Source organism: Labrys monachus (genome assembly GCF_030814655.1).
In the GTDB taxonomy this organism is placed as follows: domain Bacteria; phylum Pseudomonadota; class Alphaproteobacteria; order Rhizobiales; family Labraceae; genus Labrys; species Labrys monacha.
The window spans coordinates 4,171,449-4,193,968 of sequence record NZ_JAUSVK010000001.1; the positions used below are offsets into that span (position 1 = coordinate 4,171,449).

Sequence of the window (22,520 nt, forward strand, 5' to 3'; positions counted from 1 at the left end):
TGGCGTGTCAATGCAGACCGGCATCGCAGCCGCGATCCGCGGTTTACTTTCGCGTCGCAAGACCCTATCGCCTCCCTATATGAACGGCATGCGATCGCGTGCACACAGGAGACCGAGCCGGCATGTCCAGCCCACTCGCCAAGCCAGAACCCGCCATCACCCCGGACCTCGTCGCCCAGCACGGCCTCAAGCCCGACGAATATGAGCGCATCCTGAGCCTGATCGGGCGCGAGCCGACCTTCACCGAGCTCGGCATCTTCTCGGCCATGTGGAACGAGCACTGCTCGTACAAATCGTCCCGCCTCCATCTGCGCAGGCTGCCGGTCACCGGCAGATGCGTGATCCAGGGACCGGGCGAGAATGCCGGCGTCATCGACATCGGCGACGGGCTTGCCGCCGTCTTCAAGATGGAGAGCCACAACCACCCGTCCTATATCGAGCCCTATCAGGGCGCGACAACGGGGGTGGGCGGCATCCTGCGCGACGTCTTCACCATGGGTGCCCGGCCGATCGCCTGCATGAACGCGCTGTCCTTCGGCGCGCCGGACCATCCCCGAACCCGCCACCTCGTCTCCGGGGTCGTGGCGGGCGTCGGCGGCTACGGCAATTCCTTCGGCGTGCCCACGGTCGGCGGCCAGGTGCGCTTCCACACGCGCTATGACGGCAACATCCTGGTCAACGCCTTCGCGCTCGGCCTCGCCGAGGCGGACAAGATCTTCTATGCCAAGGCCACCGGCGTCGGGAACCCGATCGTCTATCTCGGTTCCAAGACCGGCCGCGACGGCATCCACGGCGCCACCATGGCGTCGGCCGAGTTCGACGACAAATCGGAGGAGAAGCGCCCGACCGTGCAGGTCGGCGACCCCTTCGCCGAGAAGCTGCTGCTCGAGGCCTGCCTCGAGCTGATGGAGACGGACGCCATCATCGCCATCCAGGACATGGGTGCGGCCGGCCTCACCTGCTCGGCCGTCGAAATGGGCGCCAAGGGCGACCTCGGCGTCGAGCTCGATCTCGACAAGGTGCCGGTGCGCGAGACCGGCATGACGGCCTACGAGATGATGCTCTCCGAAAGCCAGGAGCGCATGCTCATGGTGCTCAAGCCGGGCAAGGAAGCGGAAGCCGAGGCGATCTTCCGCAAATGGGGGCTCGATTTCGCCATCGTCGGCCGCACCACCGACGATCTGCGCTTCCGCATCTTCCACCAGGGCGAATTGAAGGCCGACCTGCCGATCAAGGAACTCGGCGACGAAGCCCCCCTCTATGACCGCCCGCATGTGCCTTCGCCCAAGCTGCCGGTGCTCGACGCCGCGTCGATCCTTCCGCCCTTGTCGACCGGCGAAGCCCTGCTCAGGCTGGTCGGCTCGTCGGAACTGGCGTCCAAGCGCTGGGTCTATGAGCAATATGACCATCTGATCCTCGGCAACACCATCCAGACGCCGGGCGGCGATGCCGCGGTTGTGCGCGTGCTGGATGGGCCGAAGGGTCTGGCGATGACGTCGGACGTCACCCCGCGCTATTGCGAGGCCGATCCGGTCGAGGGCGGCAAGCAGGCCGTCGCCGAAGCCTGGCGCAACATCTCGGCGGTGGGCGGGCTGCCGCTCGCCGTGACCGATAATCTCAATTTCGGCAATCCGGAACGGCCGGACATCATGGGCCAGTTCGTCGGCTGCCTCGACGGCATCGGCGAGGCCTGCCGCGCGCTCGACTTCCCGATCGTGTCCGGCAACGTCTCCCTCTACAACGAGACCAACGGACGCGGCATCCTGCCGACCCCGACGATCGGCGGCGTCGGCCTCGTCGAGGATGTCGCCGTCACCGCGTCCATCGCCTTCAAGGCGGCCGACGAGACGGTCGTGCTGGTCGGCGAGGCCGGAAGCTGGCTCGGGCAGTCCGTCTGGCTCGCCGAGATCATCGGGCGGGAGGAAGGAGCGCCGCCGCCGGTCGATCTCGCCGCCGAGAAGCGCCGCGGCGACTTCATCCGCAGCCAGATCCGTGCCGGCGTCGTGAAGACCTGCCACGACGTCTCGGACGGCGGCCTCGCGGTGGCCGTGGCCGAGATGGCGATGGCCGGAGGCATCGGCGCCGATCTTTCCAAGGCGCCGCAGGGCACCCATCCCCATGCCTTCTGGTTCGGTGAAGACCAGGGCCGCTATGTCGTGGCCCTGTCCCCCGGCACGGTCGGCTCCTTCAGCAAGGCGGCCGCGGATGCCGATATCCCCGTCATCGTCCTGGGCAGAACCGGCGGAAACGCCTTGATCCTGCCCGAAGGCAGGCCCATCGTGGTTTCGACGCTCAGCGAGCGCCATGAAGCCTTCCTGCCCGGCCTGATGGATGCGGCCGGCAAGGCTGCCTGAGAAGGATTTCCGCCCCATGCCGATGCCGGCCACCGATATCGAAGCGCTTATCAAGGCGAGCCTCCCCGACGCCCGGGTCGAGATCCGGGACCTCGCCGGCGATGGCGACCATTATTCGGCCACCGTGGTCTCCGAGGCCTTTCGCGGCAAATCCCGCGTCGCGCAGCACCAGATGGTCTATGCGGCGCTGAAGGGAAGAATGGGCGGCGTCCTGCACGCCCTCGCCTTGACCACCTCCGCGCCCTGAAACGGCAGGCTTCAGCCAAATAGTTGGTCGCGGCCCATGACATTGCGCCGCGACGTGCTTAAATGACTTAAATCAGCCTTTGAGATCGGGATTGACCATGAGCGATATCGCATCCTTCATCGAGAATGAGATCAAGTCCAACGACGTCGTACTGTTCATGAAGGGCACGAAGGCCTTTCCGATGTGCGGCTTTTCCGGACAGATCGTGCAGATCCTCGATTATCTCGACGTCGACTACAAGGACCACAACGTCCTGGAAAATCCGGACCTGCGCAGCGGCATCAAGGATTTCTCCAACTGGCCGACAGTGCCGCAGCTCTATGTGAAGGGCGAATTCGTCGGCGGCTGCGACATCACCCGCGAGATGTTCCAGTCCGGCGAACTGGTGACGTTCCTGCAGGAGAAGAACATTCCGGTCAAGGCGCCGGCGCGGGCCTGACCGTCGCGCGATCCTGCCGCCCCTTTGCCGGCCGGTTCGGCCGGCCTTCATGCCCGGGCCGGTCCCGGGCATCTTGATTCAGGCTGCCTGATTCCGCCCTTCTCCCTGGAGCCGAAGCCTAACGCCCGCGCATGACGTTGACGATGACGACGCCGAGGATCGCCAGCGCGCCGCCCGCCATGCCGGCGGCGGTGGGGATCTCGCCGAGCCAGACGAAGCCGATCAGCGTCGCGGTCGGCGGCACGCCGTAGAGGAAATTGGCGGCACGCGCGGCGCTCAGCCGCTTCAACGCGATCGCCCAGGTGACATAGCCGACGGCCGTCGGCACCAGCACCATGTAGAGGACCGACCACACGACCCTTGCCGGGGCGAGCGTGAGCGCCGTCCATGTCTGCGGCACCGCGGGCAGCAGGGGAATGGCGCCGAGCATCAAGATCCAGGCTGTCACCGCCAGGGCGGGGAGACGCCGCAACACCGGCTTTTGCAGCACGCTGGCGACCGCCGCGCACATGGCGGCACCGAGTATCAGCAGGGCGTTGGGATCGAACCGGAAATCGCCTCGCGCCGCCGCGGCGATCAGCCCCACGCCGGCGAAGGACACCGCCGTGCCGATCCAGCCCCAGCGTCCGAAGCGCTCGTCCAGCAGGAAGAAGGCGATCAGCGCCGTGAAGACCGGCATGGTGTTGATGATGAAGCTGGCAGGCCCTGCCGGCACCGTCAGCTCCCCGGTGTTGAGCAGCACGGCATAGAGCGCGATGAAGAGAACGCCGGCGACCGCGAGGCGGATGAGGTCGCCGCCCGTCGGCAAGGGCGGGCGCGCCAGTGCGAGATAGGCCGCGGCGAGAAGGCCGGCGGCGACATAGCGCGCCGCCGCCAGATCGATCGGCGTCAGCGATTCCAGGCACACGCGTATCGTCACGAAGGACGACGCCCAGGACAGGATGGTGAACAGGATCGCGCCGAAGGCGACGAGGTCGAATTCACGGCCCTTCCCGGCAGTTGCAGCCATGCTTGTCGTCGCGTCCATGATTTCCACCTCTTCGGCCGAGCCCAGGCGGCGGGAATAGAGGAGACAGGCTTGCTTGAAAAGCAACGCAATCGATGATCATCTGTGCGTATGGTTCACAGCTCCCCCAAGCTCCCGCCGCTGGACACCCTCGAAACCTTTGCCCACGCGGCACGGCTGGGCTCGTTCTCGGCTGCCGCCGAACAGATCGGCCTCACCCATGGCGCCGTCTCGCGCCAGATCGGGCGCTTGGAGCGCTGGATGGGTGTTCGCCTGTTCGATCGGGAGGCACGAGGCGTGATGTTGACGCCGGAGGGGATGCGCTTCCTCGCGCGAGCCGAGGAAGCCCTCGCTTTGCTCGAAGACGATGGCGAACGCTGGCCGGCGAACCGGCGGACGAAATCCCGCGGGCGCGCCCTGGTCCGCCTCTCCGTCACGCCGTCCGTGGCCTCCCTGTGGCTGTTCTCCCGCCTCGCGCGGCTCGAGGGCACGGATCTCCATGTCGAACTCGTGCTCGAGCACCGCCTCGCCGACTTCGCCGAAGGCATCGATCTCGCCATACGCTGCGGCAAGGGGCCCTGGGCCGGCGTGCGCGGCATGCAGCTCTGGCGCGAGACCCTCTTTCCGGTCGCGGCCCCGGCTCTGGCGCAGCGGCTTGCGAAAGATACCGGCGGCGCCCCCGACGCAGCAGATCTTTTCGCCTTGCCGATCCTGCACGATTCCAACGTCGAGGGCTGGCGGCGCTGGCTCGCGGCGGCCGGCCTCGGTTACACGGCGCGCATCGAAGACCGCCGCTTCGAGGACTACAACCTCGTGCTCGACGCCTGCGTGCAGGGTCTCGGTGTCGCCCTCGCCCGGCCGCCGCTGACGGAGGCGGCCCTGGCAGCGGGCCTCATCGTGCCGATTTCGAGCCAGTCGGTGGAAAATCTCGTCGCATTCCACCTGATCCGTCCCGACGAGGCGCTGCGCGGCCCGGCCGCCGAATTCGCCAGGCGTTTTCTCGAGGAGGCAGGCCACGGCGAAGGCGCCATTGCCGGCTTTCTCGCCTCGACGGCACGCCAGAAGGGCTGATCGTCCCGATCATGGCTTCGGCGCATTTCCGGATCGAAAGGCACCGTCGACGATTCGCGCGATGCTCTACGCCGGTTTTTCGCCGAAATGCCGATGCCACACGGGTGCGATGGTCGGACGGACCGAGACGGTCTCCGTGATCCGCGTGAGCTTGGGGCATTCCTTCGCGCGCCATTCCGCGCCGATCGCCCAGTTGCTGATGACCGCGATGGCAAGATCGATGGCCGAGAAGCCGGACAGCAGGAAACTGCCTCCCGCACTGGCCGCCTGCTCGACCAGGACCCAGCGCTCCCGGATCCGGTGGCGCACGCGCGAGCGCATGGCGGTATCCGAGGTTTCCGGCGGCGCAAAGCGCAGCGGGTAGTCGTAGACCTCGATCAGCGGATAGATTTCGGCAGCGACGTGGATGAGCCACCGCAGGGCATGGCGGCGGTCCGGCGCATCGATGGCCGGCATCAGATTGGCGTCGGGATGCGCTTCGCTGAGCGCCAGCAGGATGGCCGCGGACTGGACGATCGTCGTGCCGTCCTCGAAGCGCAGCGCGGGAATCTTGCCCAGGGGATTGATCGCGAGATATTGAGCGTGATGCTGCTCGTCCTTGGTGAGATCTATGTCGATCAGATTCACCGGCTGTCCTGCTTCCGCCAATGCGGCTTCAATCATGAAGGAGCCGGAATCAGGTTCGCCCCAGAGCGTGTAGACCATCTAGACCTCGCAGCACAGCCCGGCCGATACGACCGGCTAGCTCCACACAAATGGCAGATTCAGCGGTGAGAGATTCGGTTCACCATCCCGCTTCGTAGACCGTACGCCGCCATGCGGCCATCAATTCTTCTCATTGTCGGCTTACCGTTACCGACCATAAGCGTCTACACTCTTATGTCTCATGATCTTTTTGCAATGCGGCCATCCCGATTTGCCGACCATCAACAAGATCGACCACCGTCTCCCGCGCCTGCAAATCTCTTGATTCATCTCATAAAAAGAAGGGCCACCCCACTGGGCGGCCCCTCTGCGACCTCGTGCGCTGAAAGCGATCAGCGCGAATAGAATTCGACGACCAGGTTCGGCTCCATCTGGACCGGGTAAGGCACGTCCTGCAGCGTCGGCACGCGGATATACTTGGCGATCAGCTTGGAATGGTCGACTTCGATATAGTCGGGAACGTCACGCTCGGCGGAGGCGACCGCTTCGAGGACGAGGACGAGTTCCCTGGACGCTTCCTTGACTTCGATCACGTCGCCCGGCTTGACCTTGTAGGACGGCACGTTGACGCGGCGGCCATTGACCTTGACATGCCCGTGATTCACGAACTGGCGCGCAGCGAACACGGTCGGCACGAACTTGGCGCGATACACGACGGCATCGAGGCGGCGCTCGAGCAGGCCGATCAGGTTGGCCGACGAGTCGCCCCGCAGACGAAGGGCTTCCTCGTAGATCTTGCGGAACTGCTTTTCCGAGATCGAGCCGTAATAGCCCTTCAGCTTCTGCTTGGCGCGCAGCTGCGTGCCGAAGTCGGACAGCTTGCCCTTGCGGCGCTGGCCGTGCTGGCCGGGACCGTATTCGCGGCGGTTGACCGGGCTCTTCGGACGGCCCCAGATATTCTCGCCCATACGGCGATCGATTTTATACTTTGCGTTGTGGCGCTTGGACATCGCGTCCTCTTTTGAATTGCAGACGGGTGAGGAACGCGCCCTCCTCTGCCGATGCCGGCTGACAGATGCCCGAAACCGGGCATCACGGGTGCGTAAAACATCACGCGGGACCCGAAGGCCCCGCGCGTAGGGTTCGCTTAGTCGAAAGCGGACCTTGTGTCAATTCCATGAAGGCGCATCGCGCCGTGAAGCCCTGTCAATGAACGAGGGCTCCCATGGTCTCGACGCCGAGGCGAGGCAGGCCGCGCGCCAGCAACGCCTTCCTGAGCGCATCGGTCACGCCGGCGCCGCTCGTGAAGATGGCGAGCGCCTCCTCCGGCTCAGCCGAAGGGGGAAGCGGACCGAGGAGGTCGGCGGTGCGGCGGGCGATGGCCGGCGCGGGATCGAGCCAGGCGACCGGCCAGGGCGCGACCTGCCGCATCAGGTCCAGCACCAGCGGATAATGCGTGCAGGCCAGCACGACGATATCGGTGCGCCGGCCGCCGGTATCCACGAAGCAGGGCGAGATTTCCGCCAGCACGGCGGCAGGATCGACCGCCTCGCCCTTCAGATGCCGCTCGGCCAGGGCAGCAAGGCCCACCGCGCCGACGAGTTCCACGGCGATGCCGGCAGCGAAGGATTGGACGAGCGCGCGGGTATAGTCTCGCCGGACGGTACCGGGCGTCGCGAGAATGGCGACACGTCCCGTCCTCGTCTGCGCCACGGCCGGCTTGATGGCCGGCACCGTGCCGACGAAGGGCGTGCTGAAACGGCTGCGCAACGCGGGAAGGACGAGGGTGGACGCGGTGTTGCAGGCGATCACCACGACATCCGGCCGATACAGGGGAATCAATCGGTCCATGACCGCGGTCACGCGGGCGATCACGGCATCCTCGGGCAGGCGGCCATAGGGGAACACGGCATCGTCGGCGGCATAGACGAAGCGGGCGCCGGCAAGCGCCGTCCGCAGTTCGGAAAAGACGGTGAGGCCGCCGAGGCCCGAATCGAAGACGAGGACAGTTGGAGTGCGGTCAGACATGACCGCAACTCCATAAACCGTGCCAGCCAGAAGGTCGACCCGTCCAGGGTCTTCTTCCGAATGATCGAAGCCAACCGGATTCAATCGCCGCATTTTAGTTGCCCGTACGCAATACCCAACCGGGCGCATACACATTCAACCGCAGGAGGGTGAAGGAAGGGTTTCCACTGCCGGAAATTTTCGGTCCCAAAGCGGCACGCCCGGAACCGGCGTCCGCCCCGGCATTCAGTCGCGCCGGGTGCGCGTGCCCTGCCTGCCGCCGACGAGCGAGGCGACGGCGCCGCGCATGGTCTGCACATCCTGCTCCGTCATTTCGAGCCGGTGCCAGATATTGCGGAAATTGCGCATCATGATGTCGCGTTTCTCCGGCGGATAGAAGAAGGAGACGGCATCGAGTTCCTTCTCCACATAGTCGAAGAAGGCGAGCATGTGCTCGCGCGTGGCCGGCGGCGAAGACCGCGTCGGGGCGATCGGCGCCTTGCCGCCGGAGACCAGCTTCCACCATTCATAGCCGACGAGCAGCACGGCCTGCGCCAGATTGATCGAGGTGAAGGCCGGGCTGACCGGAAACGAGACGATGGCATCCGCCAGCGCCACGTCGTCGTTGGACAGGCCCATGCGCTCGGGCCCGAAGAGGATGCCGGCGCGGGAGCCGCCCTGGGCGAGATCCTGCACCTTGGCGGCCGCTTCGTCGGCGGCGAAGACGGGCTTCATCTGGCCGCGCTCGCGCGCCGTGGTGGCGAGGACGTAATGGAGGTCGGCGACCGCGTCCCGCGTCGTCTCGAAGAGCTTGGCATTGTCGAGGACCGAGGCGGCTCCGGAAGAGGCCTGGCGCGCGCCCTTCTTGGGCCAGCCGTCGCGGGGGGCGACGAGGCGCATCTCGACGAGGCCGAAATTCATCATGGCACGGGCGCACATGCCGATATTTTCGGCGAGCTGGGGACGGACGAGAATCACGACGGGCGGCGTCACGGCATTGTTCCAAAGACGGGAATCCAAGCTCCATAGCGCCGATCGGCCGTCGGGTCGATCCCCGTTCCCCTTGGGGAACGATCCGGGAGGGCCGGCCCCTCGATCCCGCACCGCACCGGCGCGGCAAAAATTGCCGCAACCCCGGGGCCTGAACTTCCCCCCGCCGGGAGGCGGTGCTATAGGCCGCCATATTTCCAAAAAACGAGGCGTGCACGATGGCGAAGATCAAGGTGGCCAATCCGGTCGTCGACATGGACGGCGACGAGATGACCCGCATCATCTGGCAGCAGATCAAGGACAAGCTGATCTTCCCCTATCTCGACATCCAGCTCGATTATTACGATCTCGGCGTCGAGAATCGCGACAAGACCGGCGACAAGGTCACGATCGAGGCCGCCGAGGCCACCAAGCGCCACGGGGTGGCGGTGAAATGCGCCACCATCACGCCGGACGAGGCCCGCGTGAAGGAGTTCAACCTCCACGAGATGTGGAAGTCGCCGAACGGCACCATCCGCAACATCCTCGGCGGCGTGATCTTCCGCGAGCCGATCATCTGCAAGAACGTGCCGCGCCTCGTGCCGGGCTGGACGCAGCCCATCGTCGTCGGCCGCCATGCCTTCGGCGACCAGTATCGCGCCACCGATTTCCGCTTCCCGGGCAAGGGCACGCTGACGATCAAGTTCGTCGGCGAGGACGGCACGGTGATCGAGAAGGAAGTGTACAAGTCGCCGGGCGACGGCGTGGCGCTCGCCATGTACAACCTCGACGAATCGATCCGGGAATTCGCCCGCGCTACCTTCAACTACGGCCTGCAGCGCAATTTCCCTGTCTACATGTCGACGAAGAACACCATCCTGAAGGTCTATGACGGCCGCTTCAAGGATATCTTCGCCGAGATCTTCGCCAATGAATTCAAGGCGGAATTCGACAAGCGCAAACTGACCTATGAACATCGCCTGATCGACGACATGGTCGCTTCGGCGCTGAAATGGTCGGGCGGCTACATCTGGGCCTGCAAGAACTACGACGGCGACGTGCAGTCCGACATCGTGGCGCAGGGCTTCGGCTCGCTGGGCCTGATGACCTCCGTCCTGCTCACGCCCGACGGCAAGACCGTCGAGGCCGAGGCGGCGCATGGCACGGTCACCCGCCACTATCGCGAGCACCAGAAGGGCAAGGAGACGTCGACCAACTCCATCGCCTCGATCTTCGCCTGGACGCGCGGGCTCGCCCATCGCGCCAAGCTCGACGACAATGCGGAACTCGCCAAGTTCTCCGCCACGCTGGAAAAGGTCTGCGTCGACACCGTCGAGTCCGGCTTCATGACCAAGGACCTGGCGCTGCTCGTCGGCCCGGACCAGAAATGGCTCTCGACCACCGGCTTCCTCGACAAGGTCGACGAAAACCTGAAGAAGGCGATGGCCTGACATCGTCCGCGCCGGTCGGAAGACCGGCGCAACCCCGGGAGCGCGGACGTCCTGTCCGCTTCTTCCGCCTCGCCAACGCAACGGTTCACGAGCGGACAGGACGTCCGCGCTCCGGAGGTCCTCATGTCCGCCATCGACGCCCGCCTCGCCGAACTCGGCATCACGCTTCCGACCCCGGCCGCGCCGGTCGCCAACTATGTCGGCGCCGTCCGCACCGGCAACCTGCTCGTGGTCTCCGGCCAGCTCTGTTTCGACGGCGAGGGCAAGCTGGCCTCGACCGGCAAGCTCGGCGCCGGCGTGACGATCGAGGATGCGCGCGCCGCGGCACGCTATTCGGCCATCAACATCCTGGCGCAGGTCAAGGCGGCCGTGGGCTCGCTCGACAATGTGGTGCGGATCGTCCGCCTCGGCGGCTTCTTCGCCGCCACCGCCGACTTCACCGCCCATCCGCCGGTGATGAACGGCGCGTCCGACCTGATGGTCGAGGTGTTCGGCGACAAGGGCCGCCATGCCCGCACGACGGTGGGCGTGCCCTCGCTGCCGCTCGACTCGACCGTCGAAGTCGAGGCCCTGATCGAGGTCGCGTAGCCGTCGTGCGCGCCGACTGGATCGCCGACCGTCCCATCGCCCATCGAGGCTTCCACGATGCCGCCCGCGGCGTCCTGGAGAACACGGCTTCCGCCTTTTCGGCGGCCGTCGCCGGCGGCTTCGCGATGGAATGCGACGTGCAGATCACCGCGGACGGCGAGGCGATGGTCTTCCATGACGACACGCTCGACCGCCTCATGGAAGGTTCGGGCCGGCTCGACAGCTTCACGCGCGCCGAATTGCAGACCTTGCCGATGCGGCAGGGACGCGACCGCATGATCACGCTCGGCGAGCTCTGCGACCTCGTCGCAGGCCGGGCGCCCGTCATCGTCGAGATCAAGGCGGCCTGGAGCGCCGACCGCCGGCTCGAGGCGCGGGTCGCGCAGATCCTGGGCGGCTACAAAGGGCCGGTCGCCGTGATGTCGTTCGATCCCGGCTCGATGAGGGCGATGCGTGCGCTCGCCCCTTCGCTGCCGCGCGGCGTCACCCAGGAGAGCGTCTATGACGATCCCGAATGGGACCGCCTCACCGCCTGGCAGAAATTCAGTCTCGGCCGGCTCTTGCATCTTCCACAATCGCGCCCAGATTTCCTGGCGTGGTACGTCAAGGACCTGCATTACCGGGCCCCGCGTTTCGCCCGCGCGGTACTGGGCCTGCCGATGCTGACCTGGACGGTCCGCACCGCCGCCGACCAGGCTCGCGCGGCTCTCTATGCCGACCAGATGATATTTGAGGGATTCACGCCTTGAGCGATGCCGGCTTCACGATCAAGGTCGCCCCCTCGATCGAAGCCGTCGGCGCCGCGGACTGGGATGCCTGCGCCAATCCGCGCCGCGCCGCACCTCGGCCGAAGACGCCGTGCCGGCCCGCCGCTCATGCCGAGAATGAAAGCGAGCCCGCGGCTCCCGATCCGGCATCCGAGCTCTACAACCCCTTCATTTCCTATGATTTCCTGCATGCGCTCGAAAAGAGCGAATGCATCGGAGGGCGTAGCGGCTGGACGCCGCTCCATCTGGTCGTCACCCGCATGGACGGCACGGTCGCCGGCGTGATGCCGGCCTATGGCAAGACCCACAGCCAGGGCGAATATGTGTTCGACTGGGGGTGGGCGGACGCCTATGAGCGGGCGGGCGGGCAGTATTATCCCAAGCTCCAGGTCAGCGTGCCGTTCACGCCGGCAACGGGGCGGCGCTTCCTCGTCCGCGCCGGCGAGGATCGCGAGGCGGTGGCCGCCGCCCTCGTCGCCGGCGCCAAGGCCACCCTGAAATCGATCGGCGGGTCCTCAATCCACGCCACCTTCATCGGGCATGACGACTGGCAATGGCTGGGCTCCCAGGGCTTCCTGCAGCGCATGGACCAGCAGTTCCACTGGATCAACGAGGGCTATGCCGGCTTCGACGATTTCCTGGCCGCCCTGGCCTCCCGCAAGCGCAAGACCATCAAGCGGGAACGGCGCGACGCCCTCGGCAACGGCATCACCATCGAACGGCTGACGGGCGAGGCCATCACCGCCGAGGCGTGGGACGCCTTCTATTCCTTCTATACCGACACCGGCTCGCGCAAATGGGGGCGGCCCTACCTCAACCGCCGCTTCTACCGCCTGATCGGCGAGACGATGGCGCAGGATGTCCTGCTCGTCATGGCCAGGCGCGCCGGCCGCTTCGTCGCCGGCGCGATCAACTTCATCGGCTCGGACACGCTCTACGGCCGCAATTGGGGCTGCATCGAGGACCATCCCTTCCTGCATTTCGAAGTCTGCTACCATCAGGCGATCGAATTCGCCATCGAACGCGGCCTCGCGCGGGTGGAGGCCGGCGCCCAGGGCGAGCACAAGCTCGCGCGCGGCTACCGACCGGTGACGACCTATTCGGCGCATTACATCGCCGATCCGCGGTTCCGCCGGGCGGTCGACGACTATCTCGCGCAGGAGCGCGAGCAGGTGGCGGCCAACCACGACGCCCTCGACGAGGCAACGCCCTTCAAGAAAGGATGAGCGGCATGACCGCCTACGATCCCAACAACATCTTCGCCAAGATCCTGCGCGGCGAGATCCCGAACCACACCGTCCACGAGGACGAACGCACGCTCGCCTTCATGGACATCATGCCGGTCGTCGACGGGCATTGCCTGGTGATCCCCAAGAAGCCGGCCCGCAACATCTTCGACGTCGATCCCGGCGAACTCGGCTATCTCGCGCAGGTCGCCCAGAAGGTGTCGATCGCCGCCTGCACGGCCTTCGGCGCCGACGGCCATACCCTGCGGCTGCATTCGGGCGAATCGGGCGGCCAGGAAGTGTTCCACATCCATTTCCACCTGCTGCCGATGAAGACCGGCGTGCCGCTTCGCCCGCGCGTGATGGGCGATCACGGCATTCTCGCCCAGCATGCCCGAAAGATCCGGGACCTCATGCTGCTGGCGTGAAGGGCCCGCCGCGGGCCGATGCCGGGTCCCGCATCGCCGGCGCCGGATCGAGAGCCGCCGGTAGCGTCGATGATATCGACGTCACCCGCTCGGGATCGTTCGCGGCGTCGAGAACATGACGAGCTTGACTTCCGCCTGGGATCCTCACCGGGCCTCCTGCGGAAGCTGCGCGATGCTCCAGCCCCCTCCGAGGGCCTCGATCAGGCTCGCGCTCGCCGTCAGGCGGTTTTCCTGGATCTGGAGGGCGCTTTCTTCGGCGGAAAGCGCGTTGGCCTGCGCGGTGATGACGGTCGTATAGGCCTCGGTCCCAGCCTGGTACTCGTTGAGCGAAATCGTCACGGCCTGCCGGGCGACCCGCACCGCGGCGGCCTCCGCGGCGGCCTGCCGCCCCAGAATGCGGAGATTGGACAACTGGTCTTCGACGTTCTGGAAGGCGGCCAGCACCGTCTGCCGGTAATTGGCAACGCTCTGATCATAGGTTGCGCGGGCCGCATCGACGGCCGCGGAGGTCGCACCGCCGTTGAACAATGTCTGGCTCGCGCTGGCGGCCAGAGACCATACGGTGTTGCTCGCAGAAAAGAGCGGCGATGCGCCCGAATATCCAGCCGAGGCGGACAGCGTGACGGTCGGATAGTAGGCGGCCACCGCCACGCCGATGAGCGCATTCTCCTGCTGCATCTTGCGTTCCGCCTCGGCGATGTCCGGACGACGCTCCAGCAGCGCCGAGGGGACGAGGAGCGGCACCGCGGGCACGCTCTGCGCCAGCGTTCCGGGCACGACCGTCAGGTCCGCGGGCGGCCTGCCGATCAGGAGCGCGATGGCATGCTCGTATTGCGCACGCAGCTCCCCCGCCGCGATGGCGGAGGCGCGAGTCGACTCAAGCTGGCTCTGCGCGGTGATGACATCCGAACGCGCCGCCGTCCCGGCTTCATACTGGTTCTGCGTGATCTTCAGGCTGCGCTCATAGGCGCGCACCGTGTCGTTCAGCAGTCGGCCGAGCGAATCCTGATAACGCATCTCGAAATAATCCGTCACCAGTTCCGCCTGTGCCGACAGGGTGAGATCGGCGAGTTCGGCGGCGCTCGCCTGAGCACTCGCCTTGTCGCTTTCGATCTGGCGGCGGACCTTCCCCCAGAGATCGAGGTCCCAGCTCGCACTGACTTCGGCGGATTGCGTCGTGGTGGTCGCTCCCGAACTGCGGGAACGGGTGACGCTCGGGCTGAGGGTGAGGGTGGGAAACAGATCTGCCCGCGACTCGCGCACCACGGCCAGCGCCTCCCGATACGCCGCCGCATAGGCTTTGAGGTTCTGGTTGTTGATCGCGACCTGCGCCACCAGCCCATTGAGCACGGGATCCCGGTAGACCTGCCACCAGGGGCCTCGGTCCAAGGCGTTGCCGGGAGCCGCGAGCTTCCACCCCGCCGGCGCTTCCTTGAAGGCGACCGGCGTGACGACGTCCGACCGATGATATGCCGGCCCGACCATGCAAGCCTCGAGAACGAGGGCAGCACTGCACAAGACGCCAAAGGCCGGGATGTATCTCATTGCGCAGGCCCCGCAACAGCCGGTCCGGGAACGACACGGCGCCAGATCGCGAGCGCTCGGCGGCGAAAGCGATCGAGATAGAGGTAGACGACGGGCGTCGTATAGAGCGTCAGCAGCTGGCTGACGATCAGGCCGCCGATGATGGCGATGCCGAGCGGCCGGCGCAACTCGGCGCCCATGCCCTGATCCAGGACGAGCGGCACGGCGCCGAACAGGGCGGCAAAGGTCGTCATCAGGATCGGGCGGAACCGCTTCAGGCAGGCCTGGTGGATCGCCTCGGCGGGCGACAGGCCTTCCGAGCGTTCCGCCTCGAGCGCGAAATCCACCATCATGATGGCATTCTTCTTGACGATGCCGATCAGCAGGAAGACGCCGATCAGGGCGATGACCGTGAAGTCGATATCGGCGATGAGCAGCGCGAGCACGGCACCGATCCCGGCCGAAGGCAGGGTCGACAGGATCGTAACCGGGTGGACATAGCTCTCATAGAGGATACCGAGGACGGCATAGACGGCGAGCAGCGCCGCCCCGATCAGGATCGGCATGGTGGCGACGACGGACTGTGATGCGCCGGCGGTCCCCGCGAAGCCGCCGTGTATGGAAGTTGGCATGTCGCGCGTCGCTCCGTCGATCGCTGCTACGGCATCGGCGAGCTTGTGCCCCGGCGCCAGGTTGAAGGAGATGGTCGTCGCGGCGGCCTGGCCCTGATGATTGACCTGAACAGGCGTGTTTGCGGCCCTCAAGCTCGCGAAAGCGGCGAGCGGGATCATGCTCGAGGCGCTGGTGGAGACGGCTGCCCCGCTCGACACGCTGCTGCCGCTCGACGTGGCGATGGAATTGGTTGCCTGGTTGCTGGCCGACGAAGCGCCTGAAGTCGTCGAAGACGAGCTGTCGGATGTGCTCGTCACCGTGCCCGACACGGCGTTGGTCGACGCTGTGCCGCTGGACGATTCGCCGGAGGTGCTGACATAGATGAGTTTGAGCGACTCCGGATCCTCGAGATAGCGCGGGGCCAGCTCCATGATGACATGATACTGGTTCTGAGCCTCGTATATGGTCGAGGCCTCCCGTTCGCCGAACGCGTCATAGAGCGTCGCATCGATGATGTCCGGCGTGATGCCGTACCGATAGGCCGTCGCCCGATCGATCACAACCTTGGTCTCGAGCCCGCCCGTCTGCTGGTCGGACGAGACATCCGCCAAAGCCGGGCTTCGTTTCAATGCGGCTGTAAGTTTGTCGGACCATTGCATCAGCTGCGCGACATTGTCGGCCTGCAATGTGTACTGGTATTGCGCGAAGCTCATGCGGCCGCCGACGAAGAGGTCCTGCATCGGGAACATCATCAATTGGGCGCCGGGGATCGCGGCGAGCTTCCCGCGCAGCCGGGCCATGACCTGGAAGGCGGAGGCGGTGCGCTCATCGAGCGGCTTCAGCGTGACGAAGACCTGCGCCTGGTTGGTGCCCCGGCCGCCGGTGAAGCCCGTCACGGTCTGCACGGCGGGATCCGCCTGGACGATGGCTTGCGCCTGGGCGAGCTTCTTTTCCATCGCCTGGAAGGAGATGCTTTGATCGGCCGTGATCCCGCCCATCATCAGGCCGCCATCCTGTTGCGGAAACAGGCTCTTGGGGACGACCGCGTACAGGACGACGTTGAGCGCGATCGTGCCGAACACCGTCATGAGCACGAGGAACGGATGCGCCAGCGCGCGCCGCAGAGAGCGATCGTAAAGGTGGAGCAATCCGTCGATCGCCGTGCCGACCGCCCTCGCCACCCGCCCGGGCCGGCGGGGCTTTCCCTCTCCCAGGAACAGGGCGCACATCATCGGGGTCGTGGTGAGGGCGAGCACGAGCGAGACGCCGATCGCGATCGACAGCACGACCGCAAACTCCTGGAACAGCCTGCCGACGATACCGCCGAGAAGAAGGATCGGCAGGAAGACGGCGACCAGGGAGACGCTCATCGAGATGACCGTGAAGCTCACCTCGCCGACGCCGCGTAGCGCCGCCTCGAGGCGCGGGACGCCCGCCTCCCGGTGACGTGCGACGTTCTCCAGCACGACGATCGTATCGTCGACGACGAAGCCGGTGGCAATGGTCAGCGCCATCAAAGAGAGGTTGTCGAGACTATAGCCGCAGAGCTGCATCACGCCGAAAGTGCCGAGGATGGAGACCGGCACGGTCACGGCGGGAATCAGGGTCGCTCGCAGGTCGCGCAGGAAGAAGAGAACCACCAGCACGACCAGGACCACCGAGATCACGAGGGTTTGCTCGGTATGGGCCAGGGAGGCGCGGATCGTGTTGCTGCGGTTGCCCGTGAGCGTCATCTTGACGCCGCCGGGCAGCGCCGCCTGGAGCTGCGGCAGCACCGCTCCCACACGGTCGACGATGTCGACGATATTGCCGCCCGGCTGCTTGAAGAGCATCAGCAACACTGCGGACTTGCCATTGATGGAACCCTGGTTGCGCAGGCTCTCGACGGAATCGACCACCTCCGCCACGTCCCGCAGGAACACGGGCCGGCTGTTGCGCCAGGCGATGACGAGGTCGCGGTAGTCGCCGGCGTGAAGCGCCTGGTCGTTGGCATAGAGCTGATAGCGTCGGGCGCCGTCCTCGACCGTGCCCTTGGCGCTGTTGGCGTTGGCGGCCGAGAGCGCGGCGCGCACGTCTTCGAGGCCGATGCCGTATTTGAACAAGGCACCGGGGTTGAGCTCGACGCGGACGGCCGGCAGCGAACTGCCGCCGAGTTGGACATTGCCGATCCCGTCGACCTGCAGGAGCCGCTGCTCCAGCACGGTGGCGGCGGTGTCGTAGAGCTCCCCCTGGGTCAGAGTATCCGAGGTCAGGGCCAGGATCAGGATCGGCGCATCGGCCGGATTGAACTTGCGATAGGTCGGGTTGCTCTTGAGGGTGCTCGGCAGGTCGGCCCGCGCGGCGTTGATCGCCGCTTCCACGTCGCGCGAGGCGCCCTCGATGTTGCGGTCGAGACCGAACTGCAGGTTGATCTGCGTCGAACCGACGCTGCTTTGCGACGTCATCTCGGAGACATCGGCAATCTGGCCGAGGCGCCGCTCCAGGGGAGCGGCCACGGTCGCCGCCATGGTCTGCGGGCTTGCTCCGGCCATCTGGGCCTGAACCATGAGAGTGGGGAAATCCACCGCCGGCAGGGGCGCAACCGGGAGCTGGCCGAAGGCCATGATGCCCGAGACGGCAAGGGCCAGCGTCAGGAGGATCGTGGCGATCGGCCGCCGGACGAAGAGCGCGCTGATGTTCACTCCGCCCTCCCCTGGGGTTTGAGGGCGCCCCGCCGCCGGCCGAGCCGCCCGGCGGCAAGGTCCAAGGCCAGATAGACGGCCGGCGTGGTGAACAGCGTCAGGATCTGGCTGACCGCCAGACCGCCCATCATGGCGATGCCGAGCGGCTGGCGAAGCTCGGAACCGCTGCCGGTGCCCAAGGCGAGCGGCACGGCGGAGATCAGCGCCGACATCGTGGTCATCAGGATCGGCCGGAAGCGCAGCATGCAGGCCCGGTGGATGGCCTCGCGCGCGCCGAGGCCCTCGTCCCGCTCGGCGACGATGGCGAAGTCGACCATCATGATCGCGTTCTTCTTGACGATGCCGATCAGGAGGATGATCGCGATGACCCCGATGATATCGAGATCGCTCCCCGTGACTTCCATGGCCAGCAAGGCGCCGATACCGGCGGAGGGCAGCGTCGAGAGAATCGTCAGGGGGTGGATGAAACTCTCATAGAGTACGCCGAGCACGACATACATCACGAGGACGGCGGCCAGCACGAGGTAGAGCTCGTTCGACAGCGACGATTGGAAAGCCTCCGTCGCGCCTTGGAAGTTCAGGCCGAAGCTGGCCGGCAGGCCGACGGCCTGCTGAGCCTTCCTCACGGCCGCCACCGCACCGCCGAGCGAGGCGCCCTCGGCAAGGTTGAAGGAGATCGTGGTCGCCGGGAATTGCGCGAGGTGCTTGATCTGGATCGGCTTGTGTCCGACGACGATGCGGGCAATGGCGGAGAGCGGCACCTCGCCATTGGTCGCGGTCGAGGACGGCAGATAGATCGAATCGAGCGCCGCAAGGCCCTGGTTCAGCTTCGGGTCGGCTTCCAGGATGACGCGCATCTGGCTGGATTGGGTGAAGATGGTGCTGACGATGCGCTGTCCGAAACTGTCATAGAGTGCGTTGTCGATGGTCGCGAGCGTGATGCCGAAGCGCGCCGCTGTCGCCCGGTCGACCTCCACAGTCGCGGTAAGGCCGCTGTCCTGAAGGTCGTCTGCGACATCCGCGAGTTCGGGGGCCTGGCGCAGCAGCGCCACCAGCTTCGGCGTCCAGGTGCTCAGCACGTCGAGCGAAGGATTGTCGAGGATGAACTGATACTGGGTCGCGCTGACCTCGGTATCGACCGTCAGGTCCTGGACAGGCTGCATGTAGAGCGTGATGCCGGTGACGCCGGCGACTTCCTTCTGGAGCCGCCGGATGATCTGGCTGGCGGAGGCGCTTCGCTCGCTCTTGGCCCGAAGATTGATCTGCAGCCGGCCGGCATTGAGGGTCGTGTTGGTGCCGTCGACACCGATGTAGGAAGACAGGCTGACGACATCGGGGTCCTTGAGCACGGCGTCGGCGAGGGCGACCTGGCGCGCGCTCATATCGGCGAAGGAGATCGATTGCGACGCCTGGGTGATGCCCTGGATGACCCCGGTATCCTGGACGGGAAAGAAGCCCTCGGGCACCACGAGATAGAGATAGACCGTCACGCCCACCGTCCCGATGGCGATCGCCAGCGTGATCCATTGATGGTCGAGCGCGACGCCGAGAGCGACATCATAGCCGCCCAGCAGGCGATCGAACCAGGTGCGCCGTGAAGGTGACGGCGCTTCCACGGGCATGGCGCGCAGCAGCCTCGAGCACATCATCGGCACGAGGGTCAGCGACACCACCGCGGAAAGCACGATGGTGACGGCGAGAGTGACGGCGAATTCGTAGAAGAGCCGACCGATCACATCGCTCATGAACAGCAGCGGGATCAGCACGGCAAGGAGCGAGATCGTCAGCGAAATGATGGTGAAGCCGATCTCCCGCGAGCCCTTGAGCGCGGCCTCCATCGGGCTGAGCCCGGCCTCGATGTGCCGGCTGATGTTCTCGATGACGACGATGGCGTCGTCGACGACGAAGCCGGTGGCGATCGTCAGCGCCATGAGGGAGAGATTGTCGAGGCTGAAGCCCCAAAGATACATCGCCGCGAAGGTGCCGACGAGGGAAAGCGGTACGGACAGGCTCGGGATGAGCGTCGCGCGCAGATTGCGCAGGAACAGAAAGATCACCATCACGACGAGACCGACCGCGAGCGCCAGCTCGAATTCGACATCCTCGACCGAAGCCTGGATGGTGACGGTGCGGTCCGTCAGCACGCTGACCTTGACGGTAGGGGGCAGATCCGCCGTCCATTGCGACAGGCTCGCCTTGATGCTGTCGACGACCTCTATGACATTGGCGCCGGGCTGGCGCTGAACGCTCAGGATGACGGCCGGCGTGGTGTTCATCCAGGCGCTGAGCTGGACGTCTTCGGGTGCGCGCACGACTTGAGCGACGTCGGAGAGAAGCACGGGACGGCCATCCTTGTAAGCGATGACCGTGCCGAGATAGTCCGCGGGATCCTCGATCTGATCGTTGGCATCGATCGTGTAGGATTGATGCGGGCCATCGAGAGTGCCCTTCGGCGTGTTGACGTTGATGTTGTCGAGGGTGGTGCGCAGGTCATCGATATTGAGCCCGTAGGCGGCCATCGCCCGGATGTTGGCGCGCACCCGGATGGCAGGCTTCTGGCCGCCGCTCAACGTCACCAGGCCGACGCCCGAGAGCTGCGAAATCTTCTGCGCGAGCCTCGTATTGGCTAGCGTCTGGACCTCGGTCAGCGGCAGAGTCGGTGAGGTCATGGCCAGCGTCAGGATCGCGGTGTCGGCCGGGTTCACCTTGGCATAGACGGGGGGAGCGGGAAGATCGCTGGGCAGCAGGCTGTTGGCCGCGTTGATGGCCGCCTGAACTTCCTGCTCGGCGACATCCAGGGAGACGGCGAGGTCGAATTGCAGCGTGATCACCGAGGCGCCGCCCGACGAGCGCGACGACATCTGGCGCAGCCCCGCCATCTGGCCCAGCTGCTTCTCGAGCGGCGCCGTGACGGCCGAGGTCATGACTTCGGGGCTGGCGCCCGGATAGAAGGTCTGCACCTGGATGGTCGCGTATTCCACGCTCGGCAGAGCCGAGAGCGGCAGCGTGCGCCAAGCGAAAAACCCCACCACCAGCAGCGCAGCCATCAGCAGCGTCGTCGCCACCGGCCGCAGGATGAAGAGGCGCGACGGGTTCATGGCGCCGCCGGCTTCGTGCCCACCGTTTCGGAGCCTGGCGCGGCGGCAGCGGGGGCCGGGATGTTCACTTTGGCGCCATCGCTCAGATTGTCGATGCCATCCACCACCACGCGGTCGCCGGGCGAAAGCCCCGACACGACCGCGGTCATGCCGTTCGCGGAGGGTCCGGTGGCGATCTTGCGCAGGGAAACGGTGTCGTCGCCGTTCAGGCGATACACGAAGGTACCGGGCGTGCCGGTTTGGACGGCCCGGTTCGGCACCACGACGGCATTCCGCAGCGTGTCCAGCAGCAGCGTGACGTTGACGAACTGATTGGGAAACAGCCCCCCGTCAGCGTTCGGGAAGAGCGCGCGCAGCTTGACCGTGCCGGTGGTCGTGTCGATCTCGCTGTCGACCGCGTCGAGGACGCCCTCGGCGAGTTTCTCGGTGCTCGCCCGGTCATAGGCGACGACGCCCAGTTTTGCGCCGGCCTGCAGGCGCTTCATGAGCGGCCGGATGTTGTCCTCCGGCAGGGTGAACACCACCGAGATCGGGGTCGTCTGCGCGACGACGACGATGCCGGCGGTGTCGGACGCAGTGACGTAGTTGCCGACATCGACCTGCCGCAGCCCGGCCCGCCCATCGACTGTCGACACGATGCGGCAATAGGCGATGTTGATCCGCTCCGTATCGATCTGGGCCTGATCGGCGCGCACCGTGCCCTCATATTCGCGCACGGTGGCCTCGGCGGTGTCCACGGTCTGCTTGGAGGTGGAATCCTGCTTGATGAGGCGCTGATATCGCTGGAAGTCGAGGCGTGCATTGTCGAGCAGCGCCTGGTCCTTTTCGAGCTGACCCTGATATTGGGCGAGCAGGGCCTCATAGGGCCGCTGGTCCACCTGGGCGAGAAGATCGCCCTTCTTGACCATGTCGCCTTCGTGGAAACGGATCGCCGTCAGATAGCCGCTGATCTGCGATTTGACCGTTACGGTCGCGAGCGAGGTGACCGTGCCGAGCGAGGGCAGCCAGATGGGGACGTCACCGCTGGCGGTGGTCGCCACCCCGACCGACGGCACCGATTGGCCCAATGGACCGCCAGGGACACCTTGCTTCCACGGTTCACGCCAGACGATGACGGCGGCGACCGCGATGGCCAAGATCAGGAACCAAGGCCAGATACGTCGGCCTCGTGTACCCTTGCTGGAAGGTTCGGGAACCTCCGGCTTTTGAGACGGCTCGACTTCACTGCCCATGAACAACGCACTAACGACGACAGGGCCTCACATTGGCCCAGTGACGTTGGGATATGAGGCCATGGCGACGCTTCCTCAACCGTTTTGTTGATTTATATACGGACTCACACGCCGTATCAGGATTGATACAATGGCCTTGGACATTGAGCGCCGCCCACGCCCGGATGTCGTCGAG

The 22,520-nt window shown here is 65.9% G+C and carries 18 protein-coding genes; 9 read left to right on the forward strand and 9 right to left on the reverse strand.

Features of this window, described 5'->3' with window-relative positions:
* Positions 1-122: 122 nt before the first annotated feature.
* From purL to grxD, 3 genes are all read left to right on the forward strand, one after another.
* Positions 123-2,354: a phosphoribosylformylglycinamidine synthase subunit PurL gene (purL, locus tag J3R73_RS19060; protein WP_307430337.1), complete on the forward strand. Its 2,232-nt coding sequence runs from the start codon at positions 123-125 to the stop codon at positions 2,352-2,354.
* A gap of 16 nt (positions 2,355-2,370) precedes the next feature.
* The gene (locus J3R73_RS19065; RefSeq protein ID WP_307430339.1) at positions 2,371-2,601 is read left to right on the forward strand and encodes a BolA family protein; all 231 of its coding nucleotides are present in this window, start codon (positions 2,371-2,373) and stop codon (positions 2,599-2,601) included.
* Between the two features lie 97 nt (positions 2,602-2,698).
* Positions 2,699-3,040 (forward strand): Grx4 family monothiol glutaredoxin, encoded by a 342-nt coding sequence (gene grxD, locus J3R73_RS19070; RefSeq protein WP_307430342.1) that lies wholly within the window; start codon positions 2,699-2,701, stop codon positions 3,038-3,040.
* A 118-nt stretch (positions 3,041-3,158) separates the two neighbouring features.
* Here grxD and J3R73_RS19075 read toward each other — a convergent pair whose 3' ends face one another.
* Positions 3,159-4,067 (reverse strand): DMT family transporter, encoded by a 909-nt coding sequence (locus J3R73_RS19075; protein WP_307430345.1) that lies wholly within the window; start codon positions 4,065-4,067, stop codon positions 3,159-3,161.
* Between the two features lie 90 nt (positions 4,068-4,157).
* Between J3R73_RS19075 and J3R73_RS19080 the strand changes: the two genes are divergently transcribed.
* On the forward strand, positions 4,158-5,117 hold the full coding sequence (locus J3R73_RS19080) for a LysR family transcriptional regulator (RefSeq protein ID WP_307430348.1): 960 nt from the start codon (positions 4,158-4,160) through the stop codon (positions 5,115-5,117).
* Positions 5,118-5,183: 66 nt separating this feature from the next.
* Here J3R73_RS19080 and J3R73_RS19085 read toward each other — a convergent pair whose 3' ends face one another.
* The 4 genes from J3R73_RS19085 to J3R73_RS19100 all read right to left on the reverse strand — a co-directional run bounded on the left by J3R73_RS19085 (position 5,184) and on the right by J3R73_RS19100 (position 8,762).
* Complete coding sequence (locus J3R73_RS19085) at positions 5,184-5,822, reverse strand: glutathione S-transferase family protein (protein WP_307430351.1); 639 nt, start codon at positions 5,820-5,822, stop codon at positions 5,184-5,186.
* A gap of 332 nt (positions 5,823-6,154) precedes the next feature.
* Positions 6,155-6,772 carry a 30S ribosomal protein S4 gene (gene rpsD, locus J3R73_RS19090; RefSeq protein ID WP_307430352.1) on the reverse strand — a complete coding sequence of 206 codons (618 nt, stop codon included), beginning with the start codon at positions 6,770-6,772 and terminating at the stop codon, positions 6,155-6,157.
* Positions 6,773-6,968: 196 nt separating this feature from the next.
* Positions 6,969-7,790, reverse strand: coding sequence for a glutamate racemase (gene murI, locus J3R73_RS19095; RefSeq protein ID WP_307430355.1), 822 nt, complete (start codon positions 7,788-7,790; stop codon positions 6,969-6,971).
* Positions 7,791-8,015: 225 nt separating this feature from the next.
* Positions 8,016-8,762 (reverse strand): RNA methyltransferase, encoded by a 747-nt coding sequence (locus J3R73_RS19100; RefSeq protein ID WP_307430359.1) that lies wholly within the window; start codon positions 8,760-8,762, stop codon positions 8,016-8,018.
* 215 nt (positions 8,763-8,977) lie between these two features.
* Here J3R73_RS19100 and J3R73_RS19105 point away from each other — a divergent pair, with 215 nt between their 5' ends.
* The 5 genes from J3R73_RS19105 (at position 8,978) to J3R73_RS19125 (ending at position 13,198) form a co-directional block, all read left to right on the forward strand.
* Positions 8,978-10,189, forward strand: a complete 1,212-nt coding sequence (locus J3R73_RS19105; protein ID WP_307430360.1) for an NADP-dependent isocitrate dehydrogenase — start codon at positions 8,978-8,980, stop codon at positions 10,187-10,189.
* Between the two features lie 123 nt (positions 10,190-10,312).
* Positions 10,313-10,777 carry a RidA family protein gene (locus J3R73_RS19110; protein WP_307430363.1) on the forward strand — a complete coding sequence of 155 codons (465 nt, stop codon included), beginning with the start codon at positions 10,313-10,315 and terminating at the stop codon, positions 10,775-10,777.
* A 5-nt stretch (positions 10,778-10,782) separates the two neighbouring features.
* Complete coding sequence (locus J3R73_RS19115) at positions 10,783-11,526, forward strand: glycerophosphodiester phosphodiesterase family protein (protein ID WP_307430366.1); 744 nt, start codon at positions 10,783-10,785, stop codon at positions 11,524-11,526.
* Positions 11,523-12,770 carry a GNAT family N-acetyltransferase gene (locus J3R73_RS19120; protein ID WP_307430370.1) on the forward strand — a complete coding sequence of 416 codons (1,248 nt, stop codon included), beginning with the start codon at positions 11,523-11,525 and terminating at the stop codon, positions 12,768-12,770. The genes J3R73_RS19115 and J3R73_RS19120 overlap by 4 nt, the downstream gene beginning before the upstream one ends.
* Before the next feature lie 5 nt (positions 12,771-12,775).
* Positions 12,776-13,198 (forward strand): HIT family protein, encoded by a 423-nt coding sequence (locus tag J3R73_RS19125; protein WP_307430373.1) that lies wholly within the window; start codon positions 12,776-12,778, stop codon positions 13,196-13,198.
* A gap of 144 nt (positions 13,199-13,342) precedes the next feature.
* On the opposite strand, the gene J3R73_RS19130 is transcribed toward J3R73_RS19125, so the two are convergent.
* The 4 genes from J3R73_RS19130 to J3R73_RS19145 are packed head-to-tail and all read right to left on the reverse strand — an operon-like array spanning position 13,343 to position 22,249.
* On the reverse strand, positions 13,343-14,743 hold the full coding sequence (locus tag J3R73_RS19130; protein WP_307430376.1) for an efflux transporter outer membrane subunit: 1,401 nt from the start codon (positions 14,741-14,743) through the stop codon (positions 13,343-13,345).
* Positions 14,740-18,015, reverse strand: a complete 3,276-nt coding sequence (locus tag J3R73_RS19135) for an efflux RND transporter permease subunit (RefSeq protein WP_307430379.1) — start codon at positions 18,013-18,015, stop codon at positions 14,740-14,742. The genes J3R73_RS19130 and J3R73_RS19135 overlap by 4 nt, the downstream gene beginning before the upstream one ends.
* Complete coding sequence (locus J3R73_RS19140; protein WP_307430382.1) at positions 18,012-21,113, reverse strand: efflux RND transporter permease subunit; 3,102 nt, start codon at positions 21,111-21,113, stop codon at positions 18,012-18,014. The genes J3R73_RS19135 and J3R73_RS19140 overlap by 4 nt, the downstream gene beginning before the upstream one ends.
* Positions 21,110-22,249: an MdtA/MuxA family multidrug efflux RND transporter periplasmic adaptor subunit gene (locus J3R73_RS19145; protein WP_307430386.1), complete on the reverse strand. Its 1,140-nt coding sequence runs from the start codon at positions 22,247-22,249 to the stop codon at positions 21,110-21,112. The genes J3R73_RS19140 and J3R73_RS19145 overlap by 4 nt, the downstream gene beginning before the upstream one ends.
* Between the last annotated feature and the right edge of the window lie 271 nt (positions 22,250-22,520).